Origin of the sequence: Rhodanobacter sp. OR87 (assembly GCF_000473345.1) — a bacterium.
In the GTDB taxonomy this organism is placed as follows: domain Bacteria; phylum Pseudomonadota; class Gammaproteobacteria; order Xanthomonadales; family Rhodanobacteraceae; genus Rhodanobacter; species Rhodanobacter denitrificans.
This window is the reverse complement of record NZ_AXBJ01000001.1, coordinates 271,019-296,527: the sequence shown is the minus strand read 5'-3', so window position 1 is coordinate 296,527 and position 25,509 is coordinate 271,019. Positions and strand designations below refer to the sequence as shown.

The window sequence follows — 25,509 nt, the reverse complement described above, 5'->3', positions numbered from 1 at the left end:
TCATGGAAAACCGCCCCGGAGTCCGGGGCGGTTTTCGTTGCAGGAGTCAGGCCGAAATTCAGGCGGCCTTCTTGCCGGCCAGCTGACGCAGCACGTACTGCAGGATGCCGCCGTGACGGAAGAATTCGCGCTCCTTCGGGGTCAGCAGCATCACGTTCACGCTGAACTGCTTCCTGCTGCCGTCGGCTGCCGTGGCGGTGACGGTGGCGTTCCTCGAGTTGCCGTTGTCGAGGCCGGTGAGGTCGAACGTCTCGTTGCCGGTCAGGCCCAGCGATTTTGCATTCTCGCCATCCTTGAACGTGCACGGCAGCACGCCCATGCCGACCAGGTTGGAGCGGTGGATGCGCTCGAAGCTCTCGGCGATCACCGCCTTGATGCCCAGCAGCAGGGTGCCCTTGGCGGCCCAGTCACGCGAGGAGCCGGTGCCGTATTCCTTGCCGGCGATGACCACCAGTGGGGTCTTTTCTTCCTTGTACTTCATCGCCGCGTCGTAGATCGACATCTGCTCGCCGCTGGGGATGTGGCGGGTGAAGCCGCCTTCCACGCCATCCAGCAGCTGGTTCTTGATGCGGATGTTGGCGAACGTACCGCGCACCATCACGTCGTCGTTGCCGCGGCGCGAGCCGTAGGAATTGAAGTCGATCGGCTGCACGCCGCGCGAGATCAGGAAGCGCCCGGCCGGGGAATCCTTCTTGATCGCGCCGGCCGGCGAGATGTGGTCGGTGGTGATCGAGTCGCCGAACAGGCCCAGGCAGCGCGCGGCGTGGATGTCCTCGACCGGGGTCAGTGCCATGGTCATGCCGTCGAAGTAGGGCGGGTTCTTGATGTAGGTGGAATCCCTGTCCCACGCGTACAAATCGCCATCGGGTGAGGCGATGGAGCTCCAGCGCTCGTCGCCCTTGAACACGTCGGCATAGTTCTTCTTGAACATGTCCGAGGTCACGGCACCCGCCATCAGGTCGCTGATTTCCTTGTTGGAGGGCCAGACGTCTTTCAGATAGACGTTCTTGCCATCCGTGCCCTGTCCGAGCGGCTCGGTGGTCAGGTCGACGTCCAGCGAACCGGCCAGGGCGTAGGCCACCACCAGCGGTGGCGAGGCCAGGTAGTTCATCTTCACTTCGGCGTGGACGCGGCCTTCGAAGTTGCGGTTGCCTGACAGCACGGCGCCCACGGTGAGGTCGCCGTCGCTGATCGCCTTGCTGACTTCTTCCGGCAGCGGGCCGGAGTTGCCGATGCAGGTGGTGCAGCCGTAGCCGACCAGGTAGAAGCCGAGCTTGTCCAGTTCGGTGAGCAGGCCGGTCTTTTCCAGGTAGTCGGTGACCACCTTGGAGCCCGGTGCCAGCGAGGTTTTCACCCACGGCTTGGTCTTCAGGCCCTTGGCGGCGGCTTTCTTGGCCAGCAGGCCGGCAGCCAGCATCACCGCCGGGTTGGAGGTATTGGTGCACGAGGTGATTGCGGCAATGACCACGGCACCATCGTCGACGTGGAACTCCTGGCCGTTGCGCACGACGCGCTGGCGATGCGTCCGCGCGCTTGCGTCATGCCCCACGGCGGTGGCGCCGCCTTCGTTGGCGAAGCGCGCCTCGGCACCGTTGCGGCGGACGATGGTGGCGCCGAGGTTGTCGTTGAAGTTCTGCTTGACGTTGGTCAGCAGTACGTGATCCTGCGGGCGCTTGGGGCCGGCCATCGAGGGCTTGACGCTGGCCAGGTCCAGTTCGAGCGTGACACTGAACTCGGCCGGCGCGCTGTTTTCGTCGTGCCACAAACCTTGCACCTTGGCATAGGCCTCGACCAGCGCTACCTGCTCCTCGCTGCGACCGGACAGCCGCAAGTACTTCAGCGACTCGACATCAATCGGGCAGATCGCGCAGGTGGCGCCGTATTCCGGTGCCATGTTGCCAAGGGTGGCGCGATCGGCCAGCGCCAGGTGCTTGAGGCCCGGGCCGAAGAACTCGACGAACTTGCCGACCACACCCTGCCTGCGCAGCAGTTCCGTCACTGTCAACACCAGGTCGGTGGCGGTGGCGCCTTCGGGCAACTGGCCGAGCAGCTTCAGGCCGACCACTTGCGGAATCAGCATCGAGGAAGGCTGGCCCAGCATCGCCGCCTCCGCCTCGATGCCACCCACGCCCCAGCCGAGCACGCCCAGGCCGTTGACCATGGTGGTGTGCGAGTCGGTGCCGAACAGCGTATCGGGGTACGCCCACAGCTGGCCCTCGATCTCGGTGCCCATCACCACGCGGGCCAGGTACTCCAGGTTGACCTGGTGCACGATGCCGGTGCGCGGTGGCACCACCTTGAAATCAGTCAGCGCTTTCTGGCCCCAGCGCAGGAAGCTGTAGCGAGCCTGGTTGCGCTTGAATTCCATCTCGACGTTACGCTCGAGTGCGTCTTCGCTGCCGAACACGTCCACCTGCACCGAATGGTCGATGACCAGTTCCGCGGGTGACAACGGGTTGATCAGGGTGGGGTCGCCGCCGAGCATCTTCATGGCATCGCGCATCGCGGCCAGGTCGACTACACACGGTACACCGGTGAAATCCTGCAGCAGTACGCGCGCCGGCATGAAGGCGATTTCGGTATCCGGCTCCTTTTTCGAATCCCATGTGGCAACGGCTTCGATTTCCTTCGCCGTCACATCGACGCCGTCTTCGTGGCGCAGCAGGTTTTCCAGCAGGATCTTCATCGAGTACGGCAGTCGCTTCAGGTCGAAGCGCTGGCCCAGCTTGGTCAGGCTGGCAAAGGCGTACTTCTTGCCGTTGACCTCGAGGGTGTCGCGTACGGAAAAGGTGTCTTTCATGGGAGGTGCTCCTGGCTGGATCCTGCGGCTGGGATGACTCGACGACGGTGCCTGGGGGGCGTGGGGTTCGCCATCCCGGCAAAAGCATAATTATCGCGCAAACTCCATGCGGCCGCGAACCGGCACGCCACCGTGAAGGCGGCGTGCATGGCTGGCGGGCGTCTGATGGGTGGTGCTGGCGGGTACACTGCGCCCACCTTCACGGCGACTTCGCCGCACAGAGTGGATCCGATGACCAGTCCATGCAAACGCCTTTGATGACATGCAGCATTCGATGATTTCGACGGGCCTGGCCGCTGTTTCGCTGCGCGACCTCGCGCTGGTGCAGGCGGTGCATCGCCACGGCAGTTTCAACAGCGCGGCGCGGGCGATGCATATCAGTCCGTCCGGGCTGTCGCACCAGGTGCAGAAGGTGGAGCAGGCGCTGGGTGCGCCGCTGTTCGAGCGCGGTGGCCGCAGGATCGTGCCGACCGCTGGCGGCCAGCGGCTGCTGCTGCAGATCGACGCGGTGCTGGCCGCTGCCGAGCACCTGCAGCAGGTCGCCCGCGCCGGCGAGGTCGCGTTCGGCGGCGAGTTGCGCCTCGGCGTGCCCGCTTCGCTGGGGCCGTACCTGCTGCCGCACCTGATCGCGCCGTTTTCGCAGCATTTTCCGGGCGCCTGGCTGGGCATTTCCGAGGGCAAGCCGCGCGGGCTGTTGCGCCGCCTGCACGAAGGCGAACTCGACGCAGTGCTGGCGCCGCCGGCCGCGGCGACCAGCGGGATCGCCGCGCGCCCGTTGTTCTTCGAGCCGTGGGAGCTGATGCTGCGCGCCGACCATCCGCTGGCCGGCCGGGACAGCATCGCGCTGGGTCAGCTCGATCCGGCCGAGGCCACGCTGATGGCCGAAAGCCATGCCGACGGCCTTGCGGGCGACGGCAGCGAACACGGCCATGTGCAGGACGTCAGCCTGGAAAGCCTGGCCGCCCTGGTCAGCCTGCGCGGCGGCTACGCGCTGGTGCCGGCGCTGGCGCACGAGCGGCTGGCCTCGATGCCGAACATCGCGCTGGCAAAACTCAAGGGGCAGGCGAGCGGCCGCGAGATCGCGTTGTACTGGCGCGACGCTTCGCCCTGGCGCGACGACCTGCAGGCCTTCGCCGAATTGCTGCGCAGGCTGGCGCGGCAGCGGCAGGGGTTGCGCGTGGCGAGCGCGAAGGCGAGGGTTGCGCCGGCCTGACCGCAGAAGGCCGCCTTGCGGCGGCCTTCTTGCGCTCCATCACGGGAGGAGCCGCTCAGCCGCGCGAGGCGCGCTTGCGGTCGTTCTCGGTGAGGTGCTTCTTGCGCAGGCGGATTTCCTTCGGAGTGACCTCGACCAGCTCGTCGTCGTCGATGAAGTCCAGCGCCTGTTCCAGCGTGAACTTGATCGCCGGGGTCAGCTGGATCGCATCGTCCTTGCCCGAGGCGCGCATGTTGGTCAGCGGCTTGGGCTTGATCACGTTGACGGTGAGGTCGTTGTCCTTGGCGTGGATGCCGACCAGCTGGCCTTCATACACGTTGTCGCCCTCGGCGGCGAACAGCTTGCCGCGATCCTGCAGCGGCCCCAGCGAATACGCGGGGGTGGTGCCGCCGGCGTTGGCGATCATCACGCCATTGAGGCGCTTGGCGATCTGGCCTTCTTCCTTCGGACCGTAGTGGTCGAACACGTGGAACAGCAGGCCCGAGCCCTGGGTGAGGGTCTTGAACTGGTTCTGGAAGCCGATCAGGCCGCGCGCCGGGATCATGTACTCCAGGCGGACGCGGCCCTTGCCGTCGGGCTCCATGTTCTTGAGCTGGCCCTTGCGCATGCCCAGGCGCTCCATCACCGGACCCTGGTGGGTCTCCTCGACGTCGACCACCAACTGCTCGATCGGCTCCATCTTCTGGCCGTCGATTTCCTTGATGATCACTTCCGGGCGCGATACGGCGAGCTCGTAGCCCTCGCGACGCATGTTCTCGATCAGCACCGACAGGTGCAGCTCGCCACGGCCGGAGACCAGGAACTTGTCGGCGTCCGAACCCTGCTCGACCTTCAGCGCCACGTTGTGCACCTGCTCGCGCTCCAGGCGATCCTTCAGCTGGCGGCTGGTGAGGAATTTGCCGCCGGAAAGATCCTTGTTGCCGGCGAACGGCGAATTGTTCACCTGAAAGGTCATGCTGATCGTCGGCTCGTCGACGGTCAGCGCAGGCAGCGCCTCGGGCGTGTCCAGCGCGCAGATCGTGTCGGAGATGGTCAGGTCGGCGATACCCGAGATGGCGACGATGTCGCCGGCCTCGGCGGTTTCCTGCTCGATGCGCTCCAAGCCCATGAAGCCCAGCACCTGCAGCACCTTGCCCTGGCGCTTCTTGCCGTGGCGGTCGATCACCGCCACCGGCATGTTCTTCTTCAGCGTGCCACGCTGGATGCGGCCGATGCCGATCACGCCCACGAAGTTGTTGTAGTCCAGCTGGCTGATGCGCATCTGGAACGGGCCGTCCGGGTCCACGTCAGGCTTGCTGACGTGCCGCATGATCGCCTCGTACAGCGGGGTCATGTCGCCTTCGCGCACACTGTCGTCGAGGCTGGCGTAACCGTTCAGCGCCGAGGCATAGACGATCGGGAAGTCCATCTGTTCCGGCGTGGCGCCCAGGCGGTCGAACAGGTCCCATACCTGCTCCACGACCCATTCGGGCCGTGCGCCCGGGCGGTCGACCTTGTTGATCACCACGATCGGCTTGAAGCCCATCGCGAACGCCTTCTGCGTCACGAAACGGGTCTGTGGCATCGGGCCGTCCATCGCGTCGACCAGGATCAGCACCGAGTCGACCATCGACAGCACGCGCTCCACCTCGCCGCCGAAGTCGGCGTGTCCCGGGGTGTCGACGATGTTGATGCGGTTGCCCTGCCAGGTGATGGCGGTGTTCTTGGCCAGGATGGTGATGCCGCGTTCTTTTTCCTGGTCGTTTGAATCCATCACGCGCTCGGCCAGCACGGTGCGCTCGCTGAGCGTACCGGACTGCTTGAGCAGGCAATCGACGAGGGTGGTCTTGCCGTGGTCGACGTGGGCGACGATGGCGATGTTGCGCAGTTTTTCGATGGACATGGGATCGACTCGGGCGGCTCGATGGCCGTCACGCAGGTTTTGAAGGGCGAATTGACCGATTATACGGACTTGTGTGACAACTTGCCCGTCATTTCTTCGATCCGTTCATCCAGCCTGTCGCCCGCGATCCGTGGGCGCCGTCGGTGCGCCTATACCACGCCGAGGAAATGGTACGCCGCGATCACCACCAGCACCGCCAGGGTCTTGACCACGGTGATGGCGAAGATGTCCTTGTAGGACTGCCGGTGGGTCAGCCCGGTCACCGCCAGCAGGGTGATCACCGCGCCGTTGTGCGGCAGCGTGTCCATGCCGCCGGAGGCCATCGCGGCCACCCGGTGCAGCACTTCCATCGGGATGCCGGCGGCGTGCGCATTGGCGATGAAGGTCTCCGCCATCGCGCCCAGCGCGATGCTCATGCCGCCGGAGGCCGAGCCGGTGATGCCGGCCAGCGCGGTGACGGTAACCGCCTCGTTGACCAGCGGGTTCGGGATCGTGTGCAGCGCGTCGGCCACCAACTTGAAGCCGGGTAGGGCGGCGATCACCGCGCCGAAGCCGTATTCGGAGGCCGTGTTCATCGAGGCCAGCAGCGCGCCGCCGACCGCGGCCTGGCTGCCCGCCGCGAGGTGCGCGGTCACCGCGCGCCAGGCGAACGCCAGCACGCACAGGATGCCGACCAGCAGCGCACCCTCGACCGCCCAGATCGCAGCGACCTTGGACACCTCCTGCACCACCGGCTTCGCGCTGCCGACCACGCTGGGCAGGAACGATTGCGTTTCGCCGTAGAGGCGCGGGATCAGCCCGGTGAACAGCTTGTTGCACACGCCCACCAGCACCAGCGGCAGCAGCGCGACCAGCGGGTGCGCCAGCCGGCCGCCCTCGAACGGGGCCGGCTCGTTGACCAGGTTGCTACCGTAACCCTCGCCGGCTGCGGCGGCCTTGCGCCGGCGCCAGTCGAGGTAGCTCAAGCCGACGGCCAGGATGAACGCCGCGCCGATCGTGCCCAGCCACGGCGCCGCCCAGGTGTCGGTGCCGAAGAACGAGGTGGGGATGATGTTCTGGATCTGCGGCGTGCCCGGCAGCGAATCCATGGTGAAGGTGAACGCGCCCAGCGCGATGGTGCCGGGGATCAGCCGCTTGGGGATGTCGGACTGGCGAAAGAGCTCGGCGGCGAACGGGTATACCGCGAACACCACCACGAACAGCGACACGCCGCCGTAGGTCAGCAGCGCACACACCAGCACGATCGACAAAATCGCCCGGCTGCGCCCGACCAGGCCGATGGTGGCCGCCACGAGCGATTTGGAAAAACCCGACAGTTCGATCAGCTTGCCGAACACCGCGCCCAGCATGAACACCGGGAAGTACAGCTTGAGGAAGCCGACCATCCTGTCCATGAACAGGCCGGTGAACATCGGCGCCACCAGCGCCGGGTCGGTCAGCAGCACCGCGCCCAGCGCGGCGATCGGCGCGAACAGGATGACGCTGTAGCCGCGATAGGCCGCGAACATCAGGAAGCACAGCGCAGCCAGCACGATCAGAAACGCCATCCGTGAATCCCCCAAGTGAGCCGGGTCCGCGAGCGTGGTCGGGACATGGGGCCGAGTATCCGCAACGTCGGGTACCGCCGGCACTGTACGAAGGTACAAGTGCCGGCTCCCTCGATGGCTATCTAAGCTCGCCCCGTAGCATCCATTGCAGATGGCCGCGTCCACTGCCGGTCACACCACGGGAAAGGGGAAGGGGAAACCATGAAGCGCACGTATCTGAGTCTGGCGATCGGCCTGGCCACCGGACTGCTGTCCGCGGCACCGTTGTATGCGCAGCAGGCCGCCGACACCGGCGGCAAGGCGGTGAAGACCACCAGCGTCAAGCAGCTCGACCAGATCACGGTCACCGCGCGCAAGCGCGAGGAAACCCTGCAGGACGTGCCGATCGCGGTCAGTGCCTTCACCGCGCAGGCGCTGGAAACGCAGAACGTGCAGAACCTGGCCGACCTGCAAGGCAAGGTGCCCTCGCTGCAGATCTATGCCGCCCGCGGTTCCAACACCACGCTCACCGCCTACATCCGCGGCGTCGGCCAGGCCGACCCGACCTGGGGCTTCGACCCGGGCGTGGGCATCTATCTGGACGACGTCTACCTGGCGCGCCCGCAGGGCGCGGTGCTGGACGTGTTCGACGTCAGCCGCATCGAGGTGCTGCGCGGCCCGCAGGGCACGCTGTACGGCAAGAACACCATCGGCGGCGCGATCAAGTACGTCTCCAACCCGCTGCCGGTGAAGACCGAAGGCTCGGTGGAAGCCACCGTGGGCACCCACGGCGAGAAGGACGTCAAGGCCAGCCTCGGCGGCGCCAGCGCGGACCAGGTGTGGCGTGGACGCATCGCCTACGCCAGCGGGCACAACGACGGTTTCGGCGAGGACATCCTCACCGGCAGCCGCAACGGCAACAAGAACACCAATGCCGCGCGCGCCACGATCGGCTTCTTCCCGTCCAGCCAGTTCAACATGCAGCTGTCGGTCGACGGCGTGCGCGACAACTCCAATCCGCGCGGCGCCAAGATGCTCACGGTGAACAAGCTCGACCCGGCCTACCCGCTGCTGTCCAGCGACTTCGACACCCGCAGCGGCTTCGCCCAGCTCAACCACACCAAGCTGTACGGCAGCGCGCTGACGATGAACTGGATCGCCAGCCCGAACTGGTCGCTGAAATCCGTGACTGCCGTGCGCGGCTCCTCGACCGATACCAACATCGACTTCGACACGTTGCCGGAGAAAATCGCCGACGTGAACGCGGTCTACAAGGATCATCAGTTCAGCCAGGAATTCCAGGCCAACTACGACGCCGGCGGCAGCCTGCACGGCGTGTTCGGCGCGTACTACTTCGACGGCCGCGCCGACGGCGAGATCCACAACATCTTCCTCGGTTCGCCGCCATACTCCACGCTGCACCTGTCGCAGTACGGCAGCACCGGCGGGCGCATGGGCACCAAGAGCTATGCGGGCTACGGCGATTTCACCTGGGACATCAATCCGAGCTGGAGCCTGGACGTGGGCCTGCGCTACACCCACGAGACCAAGACCGCGCTGATCCAGAACTTCGGCTTCTCGGACGCCACGTTCACCACGCGCACCAGCACCCTGGCCGACTTCAGCGGCTCGCACGCGACCAGCAACATCTCGCCGAAGGTCTCGCTGGACTGGAGCGCGAACGACCAGGTGAAGCTCTACGCCAGCTACTCGGAGGGCTTCCACTCTGGCGGCTACAACATCCGCGCGAACTGCGTGGCGGTGCCCAGTTCGTGCCGCCCGATCGACGACGAGAAGGTGCAGTCGTTCGAGCTGGGCAGCAAGATGACCTTCCTCGACGGCGCGCTGATGATGAACACGGCGCTGTTCCACAACCTCTACACCAACATCCAGCTGTCGGTATTCAGCTCCTACACGCTGCCCAACGGCAGCCAGGGCTTCTTCGGCGACTTCACCAACGCCGGCAAGGGCCACATCGACGGCCTGGAGGAGGAGTTTGCCTGGAAGCCGGCCGAGAACTGGACCCTGCGCGGCAACGTCGCCTACCTGCACACCAAGTACACCGAGTACATGACCCGCGGCGTCAACGTCGCCGACCAGCAGAAGTTCACCAACGCGCCGAAGTGGTCCGGCGGCCTGTCGCTGGAGAACACCACGCCGCTGGCCGGCGGCGGCAGCGTCAGCGCGCGGGTGAACTACACCTACCAGTCCATGGTGTATCCGGAAACCACGCTGTCGCCGCTGATCGCCCAGCCCGCGTACGGCCTGTGGAACGCCGGCGTGATCTGGCAGATCAACCAGCCCTGGTCGCTCAGCCTGCAGGGCAGCAACCTGGCCAACAAGTCCTACCGCACCACCGGCTACAACGTCGGCGCGCTGGGCATCTACACCGGCTTCTACGGTGCCCCGCGGATGGTCACGCTGACCGCGAAGTACCGGTTCTGACGCAGTCGTTTCTCCCCATCCCCGCGCGAGCGCCAGCCGGCTCCCGCGGGGCGTTTTTTTCCACTGCCGGCACGAGCCGTGGCGGATGACATCGCGGTTCCGGCCGCGTCCGTGCGGCTCCATGAGCCCGCTGGACACCTGCCGGTCCGCCAACGGAGAAAAAGCATGCGCAAGACTTTCGGCCTGTTGGCCCTGCTGCTGGTTGCGCCGCTGGCCCGCGCGGGCGACGCGTTGCCGCTGCCCGCCTTGAAGATCGACGCTTCGCGCACCGCCGTGGTCGGCCTTTCCTCCGGTGCGTACATGGCCGCACAGGTGCAGCTGGTGTACCCGGAGCTGTTCCCCAACGCGGCCATCGTGGCCGGCGGTCCGTTCGGCTGCGCCGGCGGCAAGCTGGACGCGGCACTGGGCAGTTGCATGAAGGGGGTGCCTGCGCCGGATGTCGGCGCGCTGGTGGCCAGTGCCGGCAGGCGCTCCGCCAGCGGCGAGATCGGCGCGCTGAAGAACCTGGCGCACGCCCGCGTCTACCTGCTGCACGGCAAGGACGACGCGCTGGTGGCGCCGGCGGTAGCCGAGGCGGGCGCGCAGTTCTACCGGCAGCTGCGCGACGGCATGCCGGGATTGAAGGGCATGCAGGTGCACGACGACGACCAGCGCGCCTTCGCTCACAACCTGCCGGTGGCTGGCAGCGGCGACGACTGCGACAAGTCGGTCGCGCCGTATCTCGGCCATTGCGGCTTCGACGCGGCCGGTGAAATCTTCGCCCAGATGTTCGGCAAGCCGGCGCATGCGGCGACCACGGCACAGGGCGAGCTGCGTACGTTCGACCAGGATGCGCTGCGCCCCGACGGCGCCGATGCCTTCCTGGCCGTCACCGGCTACGTCTACCTGCCGCTGGATTGCTTGGCCGGCAAGCCGTGTGGCGTGATGGTCGCGTTCCACGGCTGCAGGCAGAACGCCGACGCGGTGGGCAAGGCCTTCGTCGAGGATGCCGGCTTCAACCGCTGGGCCGACGTCTACGACGTAGCGGTGCTATATCCTCAGACCCGCGCAAGTCTCGCGCCCTTGAATCCGCAAGCATGCTGGGACTGGTGGGGATATTCCGGAGCCGACTACGACAGCCGCCACGGCGTGCAGTTGCGCTGGGTGGTGAACGCGGTGCGCGCGCTGGGGTTGCCGGCGGGGCATTGATGGCCTCGTGCGATCACCCCGTCGCTTGCACCACTGTAGGAGCGTACCTTGTGCGCGATGCTGTTGCTTCGTGCAGAGTCAGGAGCTTCAAAGCGAAGAGCTTTCGTCTGCCTGCGGCAGCCGAGTTACTTTCTCTTTGCGTGGCCAAAGAGAAAGTAACCAAAGAGAAAGGCCACCCCGCTTACGCGCCTTGCGGGCATCCTGCCCGCAAGGTCCGCGGCCGGGTTACGGGGTTTGTCGACAGCACATCCTGTGCTGACGCCAAACTGGCCGGCATCCCTGCCGACCACCCTGCGGGCTTTCCTTCACCCGTCCGCCGCTACAGAGGGGCCCCGGGTAGAGCAGCGGGCCATCCTGGCCCGCACTTTTCAGAAGAGCCAGGTCAACAGCAACAGCAGAGCAGCGGGCTGCTTCGGCTTTGGCTTTTCAGCTTTTCACCGGGTGCGGGCCAGGATGGCCCGCCGCTCTACCCGGGGCCCCTGTGCGGCGGTGAGACGGGGACGACAGGCCGCGCAGCGGGAGTCGACAGGGAGGTCGACTCCTTTTCGCACAGGCAGGATGCCCGTTCGAAAAGCCCGGCCCCGGCTCACGGACTTGCCGGGCAGGAGCCCGGCAAGCGCCAAGCGGGGTGCCCCTCTCTTTGGTTACTTTCTCTCGGGCAAGCGAGAGAAAGTGATTCGGCCTCCGAAGGAGGGCGAAAGCTCTTCGCTCGAAAGAATCAGGTCAGAGCGTCGCGACTGAAGTCGCCCTCACCGACGCTGGCACCATGCTGAGCACCACCCTCATCGCCATCGCCGCGCTGTGCTGGCTGGGCCTGCTGTTCGGCGTGGCCCTGCTCGGCGAGCGCCGGCCGCGCATCTTCGAGAAGCGCTGGGCGATCGTGTACGCGCTGTCGCTGGCGATCCATTGCACCTCGTGGACGTTCTACGGCACCGTAACCCAGGCCAGCCGTTCGGGCTGGTGGCTGCCGCCGACCTTCGTCGGGGCGATCCTGATGTACCTGTTCGCGCTGGGCTTCCTGCGCCGCATGGTGCGACTGGTGCGCGAATACAACGCCGGCTCGCTGGCCGACCTGATCGCGGTGCGGCTGGGGCGGCATTCCGGGCTGGCGGCGCTGGTTACCGCGGTGGTGGTGATCGGCATCGTGCCGTACATCGCGCTGCAGCTGAAGGCGGTGGCGATGAGCTACGGCATCCTCAGCCAGGGCCAGCTGGCCGAATCCAGTCCGTGGCAGGACAGTGCGCTGTACGTGGCGCTGTTGATGGCGCTGTTCGCGATGCTGTTCGGCACCCGCCGCGCCTCGACCATGGCGCACAACCGCGGGCTGGTGCTGGCGATGGCGTTCGAGTCGCTGTTCAAGCTGGGCGCGATGCTGGCGCTGGGCTCGCTGCTGTTCGCCGCGCTGCCGTCGGGACTGCCGGCGAGCGTGCCGCCGCCGCCGGACAGCGGCGGCTTCCCCGCGCTGATCTTGCTCGGCGCGCTGGCGATGTTCACCATGCCGCACCAGTTCTACGCCGGCATCGTCGAATGCCGCGAGGACGGCCAGCTGCGCACCGCGCGCTGGCTGTTCCCGCTGTACCTGCTGCTGATCTCGCTGCCGATCCTGCCGTTGGCGCGGCTGGGCGATGCGTGGCTGGGCGCCAGCGGAGTGTCCTCGGACATGTACGTGCTGGCGCTGCCGCTGGCACGCGGCGAGCATGGCCTGGCGCTGGTCGCCTTCCTCGGCGGCCTGAGCGCGGCCACCAGCATGGTGGTGATCGCCACGCTCACGCTGAGCCTGATGGTGGTCAACCATTTCATCGCGCCGCTGCGGGTGGGCGCCGGCTGGGGTCGCGACGAGCATGGCGACCTGCGCGGCGAGCTGTTGAACTACCGGCGCGTGGCGATCCTGGTGCTGATCCTGCTGGCGTGGGCGTACAGCCGCCTGCTGGCGCGCAACGAGGCGCTGGCCGACATCGGCGCGATCTCCTTCTCCGCACTGGCCGGACTCACTCCGGCGATGCTGGTGGCGATGTACCGCCCGCAGCTCGGGCCGCGCGCGGTGATGGCGGGGCTGGCCGCCGGCACGCTGGCCTGGGTCTACGCGGCGCTGCCGACCCTGTTGCCCGGCGCACCGGCATGGCTGCACGACGGCCCGCTCGGCCTGCATTGGCTGGCGCCGGACGGCCTGCTCGGGCTGGGCAACTGGAACCGGCTGGGCCGCGCGGTGGCGGCGAGTCTGCTGGTCAACATCGTGGTGATGCTGGCAGTGGCCGGCTCGCGCTTCGGCCGCGTGGCGCGCGCGGTCAGCGTGGGCGACGTGGGCCTGGTCGAATTGCGTGCGCTGGCGATGCGTTTCCTGCCGCCCGAGCGGGTCGAGCACCTGTTCGCCAGCGCGCCGGCGGTGGGGCCCGCCGGCAGCGTGCGGGCCGCCCAGGTCGAGCACGAACTGGCCGCGGTGATCGGTGCCGCCTCCGCGCGCCTGCTGCTGGAAGTGGTGCACCGGCAGGGCCGCGACGATCTGGACACGGTGGTCGCCATCGTCGGCGAGGCGGCGCAGGACCTGCGCTTCAACCAGCGCGTGCTGGAGGCGGCGCTGGAGAACATGAGCCAGGGCATCTGCGTGGTCGACGCCGAGCTGCATCTGGTGGCGTGGAACACGCCGTACGCGCGGCTGTTCGACTATCCGCCGGAGCTGCTGCAGGTGGGCCGTCCGGTGGCCGAGCTGACCCGTCACAACATCGCTGCCGGCATGCTCGGTCCGGGCGAGGTGGAGGTGCGCGTGCAGCGCCGGCTGGCGCACATGCGCGAAGGTACCCGGCACCTGTCCGAGCGGCGCTTCCCCGACGGCACCATCGTCGAGATCCGCGGCAACCCGATGCCCGGCGGCGGCTTCGTGGCCACCTTCACCGACGTCACCGCGTTCCGCCAGGCCGAGGCGGCGCTGAAGCGTGTCAACGAGACGCTGGAACTTCGCGTGGAAGAACGCACCCGCGAACTCGCTGCGGCCTCGGCCGAAGCGCAGGCCGCGAACGAGGCGAAGAGCCGCTTCCTCGCCGCGGTCACCCACGACCTCATGCAACCGCTGCATGCCGCGCAGCTGTTCGCCCATGCACTGACCGAGCGCGGCGGCGATGCGGCCACCGCGCAGCACCTCAACGGCGCGCTGGCCGCCACCGAGGGCCTCCTCACCGGGCTGCTCGACGTGGCCCGGCTTGAAGGCGGCCGCCTGCATCCGCAGCCGCGCGCGTTCGCGCTGGCCGAGGTGCTCGACCCGCTGGCCGCCGAGTTCCGTGCGATCGCGCTGGATCGGGGCGTGCGGCTGGACGTGGTTGGTACGCGCGGCTGGGTGCGTTCCGATCCGCAGCTGCTGCGCCGGGTGCTGCAGAACTTCCTCTCCAACGCCTTGCGTTACGCCGAGCATGGCCGCGTGCTGCTCGGCGTGCGCGGGCGTGGCGATCATTTGCGCGTGGAAGTGTGGGACAGCGGTCCCGGCATCGCGGTGGAGGAGCAGCAGCTGATCTTCCAGGAATTCCGCCGCGGCAGCGCTGCCGGCGGGCAGGGGCTCGGGCTGGGCCTGTCGATCGCGCAACGCATGGCCGACCTGCTCGGCCATCCGCTGGGGCTGCAGTCGTGGCCCGGCCGCGGCAGCGTGTTTTACCTCGACGTGCCGTCGGCACGCGCGGCCATTCGACTGCCGCCGCTCGTCGACACGCCGCACTCGCTGCCGGCCGGCCGTGCGCTGGTGCTGGACAACGAGCCAGCCGCGCTTGCCGCGCTCGGCAGCCTGCTGGCCAGTTGGGGCTGGCACGTGCACGCGGCGCGAAATTCCGCCCAGGCGCTGGCGGCGCCGTGGCGACCGGACCTGCACATCCTCGACTTCCATCTCGACGGCGGGCAGACCGGACTGGAGGTATGGCAGCAGCTGAACCGTCGGCACGCCGGCGTGCCGACCGTGATGCTGACCGCGGACCGCGATGGCGAACTGCGCCAGCGCCTGCTGGAAGCGGGCATCGGCGTGCTGTACAAGCCGCTGAAACCGCTGGCGCTGCGGCAGGTGTTGCAGCGGGTGGCGGCCAGCGTGGCGAACGCGTAGCGTGTTGGTGAAGGACGGGGTCCGCAGTCGATTGAGGCGTCTACAGCGCCCGGCCCGGCTCGCCCAGCTCCAGCGACTTCAGCAGCATCCCCGCCTGCGTGCGGTTCCGCACCCGCAGCTTCTCGAAGATCGCGGTGACGTGCGCCTTCACGGTGCGCTCCTGGATGCCCAGTCGGTCGGCGATCTGCTTGTTGAGCAGGCCCTCGGCGAGCAGGGCGAGCACGCGGGACTGCTGCTCGGTGAGGCGGGCGAGGCGGCCGGCGAGGTCGGCGTCGGCCGGATCGGCGGGCAGGGCGGCGACGGCCTCGGCCAGAGCGGGCGGCAGCCAGCGGCCGCAGTCGAGCACGCTGCAGATCGCCGCGCCGATCTCGGCGGGGCTGGCGCTCTTGGGGATGAAGCCGGCGGCGCCGTGGTCGAGCACGCGGCGCACGATGCGCGGGTCGTCGTGGGCGGAGACCACCAGCACCGCCACGCCGGGATGCTGGCCGCGCAGCGTGGCCAGCCCGGACAGGCCGCGGCTGCCCGGCATGTGCAGGTCGAGCAGGACCAGGTCGGTGTCCGGCTCGGCGGCCAGCGCGGCGAGTACCGCGGGCAGGTCGGCCGCTTCGCGCACGCTGCAGTTGCCGAGGTTCTCGCTCGCCGCCAGACGCAGCGCGGCGCGGAACAGCGGGTGGTCGTCGGCAATCAGCAGATTCGTCATGCAGTTGAAGTTAGCCGGCGGTGCGCGCCGCGTCGAGTTCGCCGCACGGACTTTCGTACGATGGCAGCCGCCGCCGCGCTTGCTATGGTGGCTGCATGAAGACATCCACCCGCCATTCGCCGCTGCTGTTCTTGTTCGCGCTGGCATCCGTCATGCTGTCGGCTTGTGCCAGCCACGGGACGAGGAAGGTATCCACCATGCATGAAGTTGATTACGGCCAGGTGCGGGTGACCGAGCACCGTAGCCACGACGACCTGTTGAGCGCCGGCCTGGGCCTGGCCGGGCTGGCCGGGCCGCTGTCACCATTCGCCAACCCGCTGGATCCCGCCGCGGAAGAGCTGCGCCGACGCGCGATCCAGACCAGCTGGAAGGGCATCGCCGACCTCGGCCCGCTGGGCGGCTACGGCAGCGTGTACGGCGGCGTGCCGGACGTGCCGGGGCGCGAATACCAGGCGTTCGCGCGCATCCCCGGCGCGCGCTCGCCGCATCGCGTGCTGCTGCAGTTGCCGGACGGCTTCGACCGGCACAAGCGTTGCCTGGTGGTGACCGCCTCGTCCGGTTCGCGCGGCATCTACGGCGCGATCGCGCTGGCCGGCGCCTGGGGCCTGCCGCATGGCTGCGCGGTGGCCTATACCGACAAGGGCACCGGCGCGGGCTACTTCGATTATGCCGACGACAGCGGCGTGGCGCTGGACGGCCGCCGCGCCAAACGCGGCGAGGCGGAGCTGGAATTCCAGCCGCCGCCGGCGTCGCCTGCTGCAGGCATTGCGATCAAGCATGCGCATTCGGGCGACAACCCGGAGGGCGACTGGGGCCGCCACGTGATCCAGGCGGCGCAGTTCGCCCTGGCCATGCTCGATCGCGCGTTCCCTGCCGAGGCGCCGTTCACCCCGCAGAACACGAAGATCATCGCCGTCGGCATCTCCAACGGCGGCGGCGCCGTGCTGCAGGCGGCGGGGCTGGACCAGGAACATTTCTTCGCCGGCGTGGTGGCGCTGGAACCAAACGTGCACGTGCAGGACCGCGGCCGCGCGCTGTACGACTACGCCACCGAGGCGGCGATCTGGCTGCCGTGCGCGCTGAGCGCGGAGGATTTCGCGGCGGTGCCGCTGGCGCGCGGGCCGCGCGGCGTGCCGTTGCCGGCCTGGCCGATCCGCTGCGCCAGCCTGCGCGCACAGGGCAAGCTCGGTGGCAACACCGTTATGGCGCAGGCGGAGCAGGCGCGGCAGTACCTGCGCGCGCGCGGCTGGACCGACGAGGCGATGCAGACGGCGGCCAGCACCACTGCCTTCGACCTGTGGCGGGTGATCGCGGCGGGTTATGCCTCGGCCTACCTGCGTCGCGGCGCCAGCGACATGCCGTGCGGCTTTCACTACGCGGCGCTCGGTGTGGGCGGGTTGCCGGGCATCGCCGATCCCGTCACGCGAGCGACCTGGTGGGCGGATGGTTCAGGCATTCCGCCGGGCAACGGCATCGGCCTGTTCGGCGGCATGAACGTCTCGACCGACCCCACCCTGATCGGCAGCGAATGCCTGCGCGCGCTGTGGACCGGCGACGACCACCAAGCGCAGATGCTGCATGCCTCGGTCGCGGCCACCGCGGCGCGGCTGCCGCGCAAGGATCTGCCGCTGTGGGTGCTGCACGGCGCCGGCGACGGCCTGCTGCCCACTGCGTTCAGCTCCGAGCCCTATGTGGCATGGTTGCGCGACGAAGGGCGCCGGCCGATCTACTGGAAGGTGCCGCACGCGCAGCACTTCGACGCCTTCCTCGTGCTGCCCGGTTTCGGCGAGCACTACGTGCCGCTGCTGCCGTATGGCTACACCGCGCTGGATCGGCTGTGGGCGTACCTGTATGAAGGTGCGACGTGGCCGCTCGACGCGCCGGTACCGGTCGCACAGCCGCGTGGGCCCGGCCTGCTGGAGCGCGCCGCGCTGGGTCTGTAGATATTGCTGGGTTATCCTTGACCGTCCGCGTGCTGGCGCTCCGGCGCGCAGCCGCCTTCAAACCCAAGGATTCGCGATGACCATCAATGTCACCTTCACCACCAACCGCGGCCCGATCCATCTGCGCCTGCACGAAGACAAGGCGCCGGTTACCGTCGCCAGCTTCGTCAATCTGGCCCGCCGCGGCTATTACGACGGCCTGTCGTTCCACCGCGTGATCGCCGATTTCATGATCCAGGGCGGTTGCCCCGAGGGCAGCGGTCGCGGCGGCCCGGGCTACAAGTTCGAGGACGAGTTCAATCCGTCGCTGCGCCACGACAAGCCGGGCGTGCTGTCGATGGCGAATGCCGGCCCGCGCACCAACGGCAGCCAGTTCTTCATCACCCACGGTCCGACGCCGTGGCTGGACGGCAAGCACAGCGTGTTCGGCGAGGTGGTCGACGCGGCGGACATGGACGTGGTCAACACGATCCGGCAGGGCGACACGATCGAGAAGGTCAGCGTGGACGGCGACGTCGACGCGCTGCTGGCGGCGCAGGCCGACCGCGTGGCGGAATGGAACGCGGTGCTCGACCAGCGCGGTTGAGCCGGGAACCCCCGGATCACAGGAAACCGCCGGCCGCCCGCCGGTGGTTTTTTTGTGGCCGTTCCCGGCGGGTCTTCACGTGGCGTTGTCATGGCGGATTTCCGGGCCGCTTATGATCGGCGGGCTGCGCATCCGATCCATCACCATCCAGGGAGAACGACGATGTCATTCCTCAATGATTTGCTCGGTGGCCAGGGACAACAGGGAGGGCAGGCCGGCGCCGGTTCACTGATTGCCGTCGCGGGGCAATTGATCGAGAAGGCAGGCGGCGTGCAGGGCCTGGTCGGCATGCTGCAGCAGCACGGGCTGGGCAGTGCGGTGCAGTCGTGGGTCGGCACCGGCGCGAACCAGCCGGTGTCGGGCGAGCAGCTGGGCCAAGCGCTGCAAAACGGCGGCCTGGGGTCGCTGGTACAAGAGGCCGCGGGCAAGCTGGGTGTGGATCCGAATGTCTTGCTGGGCGGGTTGTCGCAAGTGTTGCCGCATGCGGTCGACCACCTGACGCCGGACGGCAAGGTGCCGGCGCAGGGACAGGGCGGCGGCTTCGACCTGGGCATGCTCGAAGGGCTGGCCGGCAAGCTGCTCGGCTGAAAAATGCCCCGGTGGAGCCGGAATCCACCGGGGCAGCGCTCAGGCCGACTTTCGCTTGACCAGGTGATACAACAGCAGCAGCACGATGGCGCCGACCACCGAGGCGATGAAGCCGGCGGACTGCCCTGCCTGGTACCAGCCGAACACGTTCTGGCCGACCCATGTCGCCAGCAGCGAACCGGCGATGCCGATGATGGCGGTGATGATGAAGCCGCCCGGGTCCTTGCCCGGCGTCAGCAGCTTGGCCACCAGGCCGACGACCAGTCCAATCACGAATACCCAAAGCCAGTGCATGCGGATCTCCTTTGCGATGAGGTCACGGTGCCCTTGGGACGGGCGCGCCCATCATGCCGTGGCCGTGTCGTCCTGGTGTGTACAGGCGGCGGCCAGCGCCGGGTTCGGGCGGCGTGATAAAATGCGCGCCTTTGTTTCCTCCCTGCGTGAGAAACCCATGCCCCAGCTCGCCCAGCGTGTCGGCCGCGCCAAGCCCAGCGCGATCATGGTGATTGCCGAGAAGGCGAAGCAGCTCAAGGCTGCCGGCCGCGACATCATCAGCTTCTCCATCGGCGTGCCGAATTTCCTGCCCGGCGAGCACGTCTACGCCGCCGCGCGCGAGTCGCTCTCGCGCGACTCCGGCCAGTACGGCAGCAACCGCGGCGCCGAGGCGTTGCTGGACGCGTTCCTCAGGCACATCGAGGCGCTCGGCTTCAGCGGCTACACGCGGATGAACCTGTCGATCGGCATCGGCGCCAAGCAGGTGCTGTACAACCTGGCCGAGGCGCTGCTGGACGAGGGCGATGAGATCTGCTTCGCCGCGCCGTACTGGACCACCTACCGCGACATCGCCGACATCGTGGGCGCGAAGGTCCACGTGATGCACTGCGGGTCGGAGCAGAACTACAAGCTCATCCCGGCCCAGCTCGACGCCGCGCTGGCGCGCAAGCCGAAGGTGTTCCTGTTCAACAACCCGTCCAACCCGACCGGCATGGTCTACACCGCCGCGGAAGTCGCCGCGCTGGCCGACGTGCTGGCGAAGCACCCGGATACCTGGGTGATCACCGACGACATCTACAACGCGATGGTGTTCGATGGGCTGGGCTACCACAACTTCGTGCACGCGCAGCCGGCGTTGCGCGAGCGGGTGATCTTCGTCGACTCGGTCTCCAAGACCTACGGCATGCCGGGCTGGCGCGTGGGCCTGCTGGCCGGGCCGGAGTCGGTGGCCAAGGCGGTCACCACGCTCAACTCCAACCACATCACCAGCCTGCCGGAAGTGATTACCGCGGCGGCGGTGGCGGCGCTTTCCGGCCCGCAGGACATTCCGCGGGCGAAATGCGCCGAGTTCGCCGACCGGCGCGATACCGTGTTCGCCGCACTCAGCGCCATCCCCGGCGTGGTCTGCCCGCGGCCGCAGGGTGCGTTCTACGCGTTTCCCGACATTTCCTCGGCGTTCGGCAAGAGCCATGGCGGCACCAGGATCACCAACGACGTGGAGTTCTGCGCCGCGCTGCTGGAAGCGAAGGGTGTCGCCTGCGTGCCCGGCTCCGCCTTCGGCGAGTCGCGCGCGATGCGCATTTCCTACACCTGCCCGGCGGCGCAGTTGCAGCCGGGCCTGCAACGCATCCAGCAGTTCTTTGCCGAGTTGACCTGAAAACCACCGGATCGGAAGCCGGGGCGGGAAACCGCCATCACGTGGCTCTTCCGATTCCCTCTTCCCGATTCCCCCTTCCCGGAGATTACAGATGAAAGCCCCCGTTCGAGTTGCCGTCACCGGTGCCGCTGGCCAGATCGGCTACGCCTTGCTGTTCCGCATCGCCGCCGGCGACATGCTCGGCCCCGACCAGCCGGTGATCCTGCACCTGCTGGAAATCACCCCGGCGCTGCCCGCGCTGCAGGGCGTGGTGATGGAGCTGAACGACTGCGCGTTCCCGACCCTGGCCGGCGTGGTCGCCACCGACGACGCCAATGTCGCGTTCAAGGACGTCGACTACGCACTGCTGGTCGGCGCCCGTCCGCGCGGCCCCGGCATGGAGCGCAAGGACCTGCTGGAGGCGAACGGCGCGATCTTCGGCCCGCAGGGCAAGGCGCTGAACGCGCACGCCAAGCGCGGCGTGCGGGTGCTGGTGGTCGGCAACCCGGCCAACACCAACGCTCTGATCGCCCAGCAGAACGCACCCGACCTGGATCCGAAGTGCTTCACTGCGATGGTCCGCCTCGACCACAACCGCGCCAAGAGCCAGCTCGCCGAGAAGACCGGCAAGCACAACACCGACGTGAAGAAGATGACGATCTGGGGCAACCACAGCTCCACCCAGTACCCGGACCTGCACCACGCCTCCGTCGACGGCAAGAGCGCGCTGTCGCTGGTCGACCAGGCCTGGTACGAGAGCGATTTCATCCCCACCGTGCAGCAGCGCGGCGCCGCGATCATCAAGGCGCGCGGCGCTTCCTCCGCCGCCTCGGCCGCTTCGGCCGCGATCGACCACATGCGCACCTGGGCGCTGGGCACGGCAGAGGGCGACTGGGTCTCGATGGGCATCCCGTCGGACGGTTCCTACGGCATCGCCCCGGGCGTGATCTACGGCTACCCGGTGACCGTGAAGAACGGCCAGTACGCCATCGTGCAGGGCCTGGAGATCAACGCGTTCTCGCGCGCCCGCATGGACGCCACCGACAAGGAACTGCGCGAGGAGCGCGCCGGCGTCGAGCACCTGTTCGCGACGAAGTAAGCGCGCAAGTTCATTGCAGACGAAGGAGGGCGGCCATGGGCCGCCCTCCTTGTTTCTGCCTGGGGTCCTCGGTGACTACGACCATCGTCGCGATGATGCCGTCGCCGGGCTGGTCTAGGCTTGCGGCAACCAAGACCTGGAGTCCGCCCATGCGCTACGAGGATTTCTACCGGCAGTCGATCGACGAGCCGGAGCAGTTCTGGGCCGAGCAGGCGCGGCTGATCCACTGGCATGTGCCGCCGCGGCAGATCCTTGACCAGTCGAACCCGCCGTTCCGGCGCTGGTTCGTCGGCGGCACCACCAACCTCTGCTACAACGCGATCGACCGGCACCTGGCCGAGCGGCCGGAACAGCTGGCGCTGGTGGCGATTTCCAGCGAAACCGGGATCACCCGCGAGTTCACCTACCGCCAGCTGCATCGCGAGGTGAACACGTTTGCCGCGGTGCTGCAATCGCTGGGCGTGGGCAAGGGCGACCGCGTGGTGATCTACCTGCCGAACATCGCCGAGGCGGTGTTCGCGATGCTGGCCTGCGCGCGCATCGGCGCGATCCACTCGGTGGTGTTCGGCGGTTTCGCCGCGCACAACCTGGCGCTGCGCATCGACGATGCGCAGCCGAAGCTGCTGGTCTGCGCCGATGCCGGCATGCGCGCGGACAAGGTGATTCCGTACAAGCCGCTGGTCGACGCGGCACTTGACGAGGCCTCGGCACCGCCGCCGCATGTGCTGATCGTCGATCGCAAGCTGGACCCGCAGATGACCCGGGTGGCCGGGCGCGACCTCGACTACGCCGAGCTGCGCGCGCAGCACGAGGATGCCGAGGTGCCGGTGGTGTGGCTGGAATCGAACGAGCCGAGCTACCTGCTGTACACCTCCGGCACCACCGGCAAGCCGAAGGGCGTGCAGCGCGACGTGGGTGGGTACGCGGTGGCGATGGCACTGTCGATCCGCACCGTGTTCGACATCGCGCCGGGACAGGTGATGTTCGCCACCTCGGACGTGGGCTGGGCGGTGGGGCATTCCTACAACGTCTACGGTCCGCTGATCGGCGGCGCCACCTCGCTGCTGTACGAGGGCCTGCCCACGCGACCGGATGCAGGCATCTGGTGGCAGCTGTGCGAGCGCTACAAGGTGCGCACCATGTTCTCCTCGCCCACCGCGATCCGCGTGCTGAAGAAACAGGACGAGAGCTGGCTGAAGAAGTACGACCTGTCGAAGCTGAAGTGGCTGTTCCTCGCCGGCGAGCCGCTGGACGAGCCGACCGCGCAGTGGATCACCGCTGCGCTCGGCGTGCCGGTGATCGACAACTACTGGCAGACCGAGACCGGCTGGCCGGCGATCACCCTGATGCCGGGGCTGGATCTGAAGCCGGTGAAGTTCGGCTCGCCCGGCCTGCCGGCGCCGGGCTACCGGATGAAGGTGATCGACGAGAACACCGGCAAGGAAGTGCCGGCCGGCAGCAAGGGCGTGCTGGTGTTCCAGCTGCCGTTGCCGCCCGGCTGCCTGACCACCGTGTGGCGCGACGACGACCGCTACGTGCACAGCTACTTCAGCCACTTCCGCGAGCTGTTGTACAGCTCGCTGGACTGGGCCGTTCGCGACGAGGACGGCTACACCTTCGTGCTCGGCCGCACCGACGACGTGATCAACGTGGCCGGGCACCGCCTGGGCACGCGCGAGATCGAGGAGTCGGTGGCTAGCCACCCGGCAGTGGCCGAGGCGGCGGTGATCGGCGTGAAGGACGAGCTGAAGGGGCAGGTGCCGATCGTGTTCGCCACGCTCAAGCAGGACGCCGGCGACGGTGCCCATGCGGTGGCGCAGGCGATGCAGCAGCGCGTGGTCGACCAGCTCGGCGGCGTGGCGAAACCGTCACGCGTCTACGTGGTGAACGCGCTGCCGAAGACCCGTTCCGGCAAGCTGTTGCGCCGCTCGCTGCAGGCACTGGCGGAGCAGCGCGACCCGGGTGATTTGTCCACGCTGGACGATCCGGGTGCGCTCGACGATATCCGTCGTGCGCTGGAGCGTGGCCCCGATCAGGGCTGATGGCTTCGTGCACGAGCGTACCCCGTGCGCGATGCTTTTCGTCACGTGACAAAGGGCGATCGCGCACGGGGTGTCCTCCTGCGGGTATTGCCTGATCAGGCGGCGACCGCTTCCTTCCTGTTTTCCGTGGTGGCCAGCGGGCTGCGGATCAGGTGGTCGAACGCACTCAGCGCAGCGGTGGAACCGGCACCCATCGCGATCACGATCTGCTTGTACGGCACCGTGGTGGCGTCGCCGGCGGCGAACACGCCGGGCAGCGAGGTCTGGCCGCGCGCGTCGATCACGATCTCGCCGCGCGGGCTGAGTTCCAGCGTGCCTTTCAGCCACTCGGTGTTCGGCAGCAGGCCGATCTGCACGAAGATGCCTTCCAGCGCGAGGCTGTGCATCACGCCGTCGGTGCGGTCCTTGTAGACCAGGCCGGTGACCTTCTGCCCGTCGCCCAGCACCTCGGTGCTTTGCGCGCTGACGACCACGTCGACGTTGGGCAGGCTGCGCAGCTTGCGCTGCAGCACCTCGTCCGCGCGCAGCTTGCCGTCGAATTCGAGCAGGGTGACGTGGGCCACGATGCCGGCCAGGTCGATCGCCGCTTCGACGCCGGAGTTGCCGCCGCCGATCACCGCCACGCGCTTGCCCTTGAACAGCGGGCCGTCGCAGTGCGGGCAGTAGGCCACGCCCTTGTTGCGGTATTCCTCTTCGCCGGGTACGTCCATCTGCCGCCAGCGCGCGCCGGTGGAGAGGATCACCGTCTTCGACTTCAGCGCGGCGCCGTTGGCCAGTTGCACCTCGATCAGGCCGCCGGGTTCGCCCGGGGGCACCAGCTTCTCGGCGCGCTGCAGGTTCATGATGTCCACGTCGTAGTTCTTGACGTGCTGCTCCAGCGCTGTGCCCAGCTTCGGGCCTTCGGTGTAGTCGACCGAGACGAAGTTCTCGATCGCCATGGTGTCCAGCACCTGGCCACCGAAGCGCTCGGCCGCCACGCCGGTGCGGATGCCCTTGCGTGCGGCGTAGATCGCCGCCGCGGCGCCGGCCGGGCCGCCGCCGACGACGAGCACGTCGAACGCGTCCTTGGCCTCGATCTTCCCGGCCTCGCGGGCACTGGCGCCGGTGTCGAGCTTCGCCAGGATCTGTTCCACGCTCATGCGGCCCTGGTCGAACAGCTCGCCGTTGAGATAGACGGTTGGCACCGACATGATCTGGCGCGCTTCGACCTCGTCCTGGTACAGCGCGCCGTCGATGGCGACGTGCCGGATCTTCGGGTTCAGCACGCTCATCAGGTTCAGCGCCTGCACCACGTCCGGGCAGTTCTGGCAGGACAGCGAGAAATAGGTCTCGAAGCGGAATACGCCATCAGGGGCCGGGCCGTCGAGATTCTTCACCTGCTCGATCACGTCGGCCGCGGTCTTGGACGGATGGCCGCCGACCTGCAGCAGGGCGAGCACCAGCGAGGTGAATTCATGGCCCAGTGGAATGCCGGCGAAGCGCACGCCGATGTCGGTGCCGACGCGGTTGATCGCGAACGAGGGCTTGCGTGCGTCGTCGTCGCGGCGCACCAGGCTGATCCGGTCGGACAGCGAGGCGATCTGCTCGAGCAGCTCGTTCAGTTCGGCGGACTTGGCGCTGTCGTCCAGGGACGCAACGATCTCGATCGGCTGCGTGACCTTTTCCAGATAGGCCTTCAACTGGGCAGAGAGATTGGCATCCAGCATGGCGGCTCCGTGAGTTTCTTCGGGGTGAGTGCGGCCAGCACCCGGGCGGACCCGGGCGTCGCTTTACATCGTGTTTTTGGTGGAGC

Annotated in this window: 16 protein-coding genes; 10 read left to right on the top strand and 6 right to left on the bottom strand. The window is 67.9% G+C overall.

Annotation, left to right across the window (positions count from 1 at the left end; all coding sequences use genetic code 11):
* Nucleotides 1-58: 58 nt before the first annotated feature.
* Nucleotides 59-2,800, bottom strand: coding sequence for an aconitate hydratase AcnA (gene acnA / locus RHOOR87_RS0101275; RefSeq protein WP_015447457.1), 2,742 nt, complete (start codon nt 2,798-2,800; stop codon nt 59-61).
* Nucleotides 2,801-3,062: 262 nt separating this feature from the next.
* Here acnA and RHOOR87_RS0101270 point away from each other — a divergent pair, with 262 nt between their 5' ends.
* Nucleotides 3,063-4,013 (top strand): LysR family transcriptional regulator, encoded by a 951-nt coding sequence (locus RHOOR87_RS0101270; protein WP_007509918.1) that lies wholly within the window; start codon nt 3,063-3,065, stop codon nt 4,011-4,013.
* 55 nt (nt 4,014-4,068) lie between these two features.
* On the opposite strand, the gene typA is transcribed toward RHOOR87_RS0101270, so the two are convergent.
* Nucleotides 4,069-5,895: a translational GTPase TypA gene (typA, locus tag RHOOR87_RS0101265; protein WP_007509915.1), complete on the bottom strand. Its 1,827-nt coding sequence runs from the start codon at nt 5,893-5,895 to the stop codon at nt 4,069-4,071.
* Between the two features lie 149 nt (nt 5,896-6,044).
* Entirely contained in the window at nt 6,045-7,442 is a 1,398-nt protein-coding gene (locus tag RHOOR87_RS0101260; RefSeq protein ID WP_027484000.1) for a GntP family permease, read from the bottom strand.
* 201 nt (nt 7,443-7,643) lie between these two features.
* Between RHOOR87_RS0101260 and RHOOR87_RS0101255 the strand changes: the two genes are divergently transcribed.
* The 3 genes from RHOOR87_RS0101255 to RHOOR87_RS0101245 all read left to right on the top strand — a co-directional run bounded on the left by RHOOR87_RS0101255 (nt 7,644) and on the right by RHOOR87_RS0101245 (nt 15,129).
* Nucleotides 7,644-9,866 (top strand): TonB-dependent receptor, encoded by a 2,223-nt coding sequence (locus tag RHOOR87_RS0101255; protein WP_027483999.1) that lies wholly within the window; start codon nt 7,644-7,646, stop codon nt 9,864-9,866.
* A gap of 165 nt (nt 9,867-10,031) precedes the next feature.
* Nucleotides 10,032-11,054 carry a PHB depolymerase family esterase gene (locus RHOOR87_RS0101250; RefSeq protein WP_015447461.1) on the top strand — a complete coding sequence of 341 codons (1,023 nt, stop codon included), beginning with the start codon at nt 10,032-10,034 and terminating at the stop codon, nt 11,052-11,054.
* A gap of 766 nt (nt 11,055-11,820) precedes the next feature.
* Complete coding sequence (locus RHOOR87_RS0101245) at nt 11,821-15,129, top strand: PAS-domain containing protein (RefSeq protein WP_027483998.1); 3,309 nt, start codon at nt 11,821-11,823, stop codon at nt 15,127-15,129.
* Nucleotides 15,130-15,169: 40 nt separating this feature from the next.
* Here RHOOR87_RS0101245 and RHOOR87_RS0101240 read toward each other — a convergent pair whose 3' ends face one another.
* Nucleotides 15,170-15,829 carry a response regulator transcription factor gene (locus RHOOR87_RS0101240; RefSeq protein ID WP_007509904.1) on the bottom strand — a complete coding sequence of 220 codons (660 nt, stop codon included), beginning with the start codon at nt 15,827-15,829 and terminating at the stop codon, nt 15,170-15,172.
* Between the two features lie 152 nt (nt 15,830-15,981).
* Between RHOOR87_RS0101240 and RHOOR87_RS0101230 the strand changes: the two genes are divergently transcribed.
* From RHOOR87_RS0101230 to RHOOR87_RS0101220, 3 genes are all read left to right on the top strand, one after another.
* On the top strand, nt 15,982-17,772 hold the full coding sequence (locus tag RHOOR87_RS0101230) for a 3-hydroxybutyrate oligomer hydrolase family protein (protein WP_081660228.1): 1,791 nt from the start codon (nt 15,982-15,984) through the stop codon (nt 17,770-17,772).
* A gap of 76 nt (nt 17,773-17,848) precedes the next feature.
* Nucleotides 17,849-18,358, top strand: a complete 510-nt coding sequence (locus RHOOR87_RS0101225; RefSeq protein ID WP_027483996.1) for a peptidylprolyl isomerase — start codon at nt 17,849-17,851, stop codon at nt 18,356-18,358.
* A 162-nt stretch (nt 18,359-18,520) separates the two neighbouring features.
* Nucleotides 18,521-18,946: a YidB family protein gene (locus RHOOR87_RS0101220; RefSeq protein WP_007509897.1), complete on the top strand. Its 426-nt coding sequence runs from the start codon at nt 18,521-18,523 to the stop codon at nt 18,944-18,946.
* Nucleotides 18,947-18,985: 39 nt separating this feature from the next.
* Here the strand turns inward: RHOOR87_RS0101220 and RHOOR87_RS0101215 are convergent, their stop codons facing one another.
* Nucleotides 18,986-19,240, bottom strand: a complete 255-nt coding sequence (locus RHOOR87_RS0101215) for a GlsB/YeaQ/YmgE family stress response membrane protein (protein ID WP_007509895.1) — start codon at nt 19,238-19,240, stop codon at nt 18,986-18,988.
* A gap of 157 nt (nt 19,241-19,397) precedes the next feature.
* On the opposite strand from RHOOR87_RS0101215, the gene RHOOR87_RS0101210 reads away from it, so the two are divergent.
* The 3 genes from RHOOR87_RS0101210 to prpE all read left to right on the top strand — a co-directional run bounded on the left by RHOOR87_RS0101210 (nt 19,398) and on the right by prpE (nt 23,717).
* Nucleotides 19,398-20,597, top strand: a complete 1,200-nt coding sequence (locus RHOOR87_RS0101210; protein ID WP_027483995.1) for a pyridoxal phosphate-dependent aminotransferase — start codon at nt 19,398-19,400, stop codon at nt 20,595-20,597.
* Between the two features lie 91 nt (nt 20,598-20,688).
* Nucleotides 20,689-21,675: a malate dehydrogenase gene (locus RHOOR87_RS0101205; RefSeq protein ID WP_007509891.1), complete on the top strand. Its 987-nt coding sequence runs from the start codon at nt 20,689-20,691 to the stop codon at nt 21,673-21,675.
* A 95-nt stretch (nt 21,676-21,770) separates the two neighbouring features.
* Entirely contained in the window at nt 21,771-23,717 is a 1,947-nt protein-coding gene (prpE, locus tag RHOOR87_RS0101195; RefSeq protein ID WP_255325539.1) for a propionate--CoA ligase, read from the top strand.
* A 95-nt stretch (nt 23,718-23,812) separates the two neighbouring features.
* On the opposite strand, the gene ahpF is transcribed toward prpE, so the two are convergent.
* On the bottom strand, nt 23,813-25,423 hold the full coding sequence (gene ahpF, locus RHOOR87_RS0101190; RefSeq protein ID WP_027483993.1) for an alkyl hydroperoxide reductase subunit F: 1,611 nt from the start codon (nt 25,421-25,423) through the stop codon (nt 23,813-23,815).
* Between the last annotated feature and the right edge of the window lie 86 nt (nt 25,424-25,509).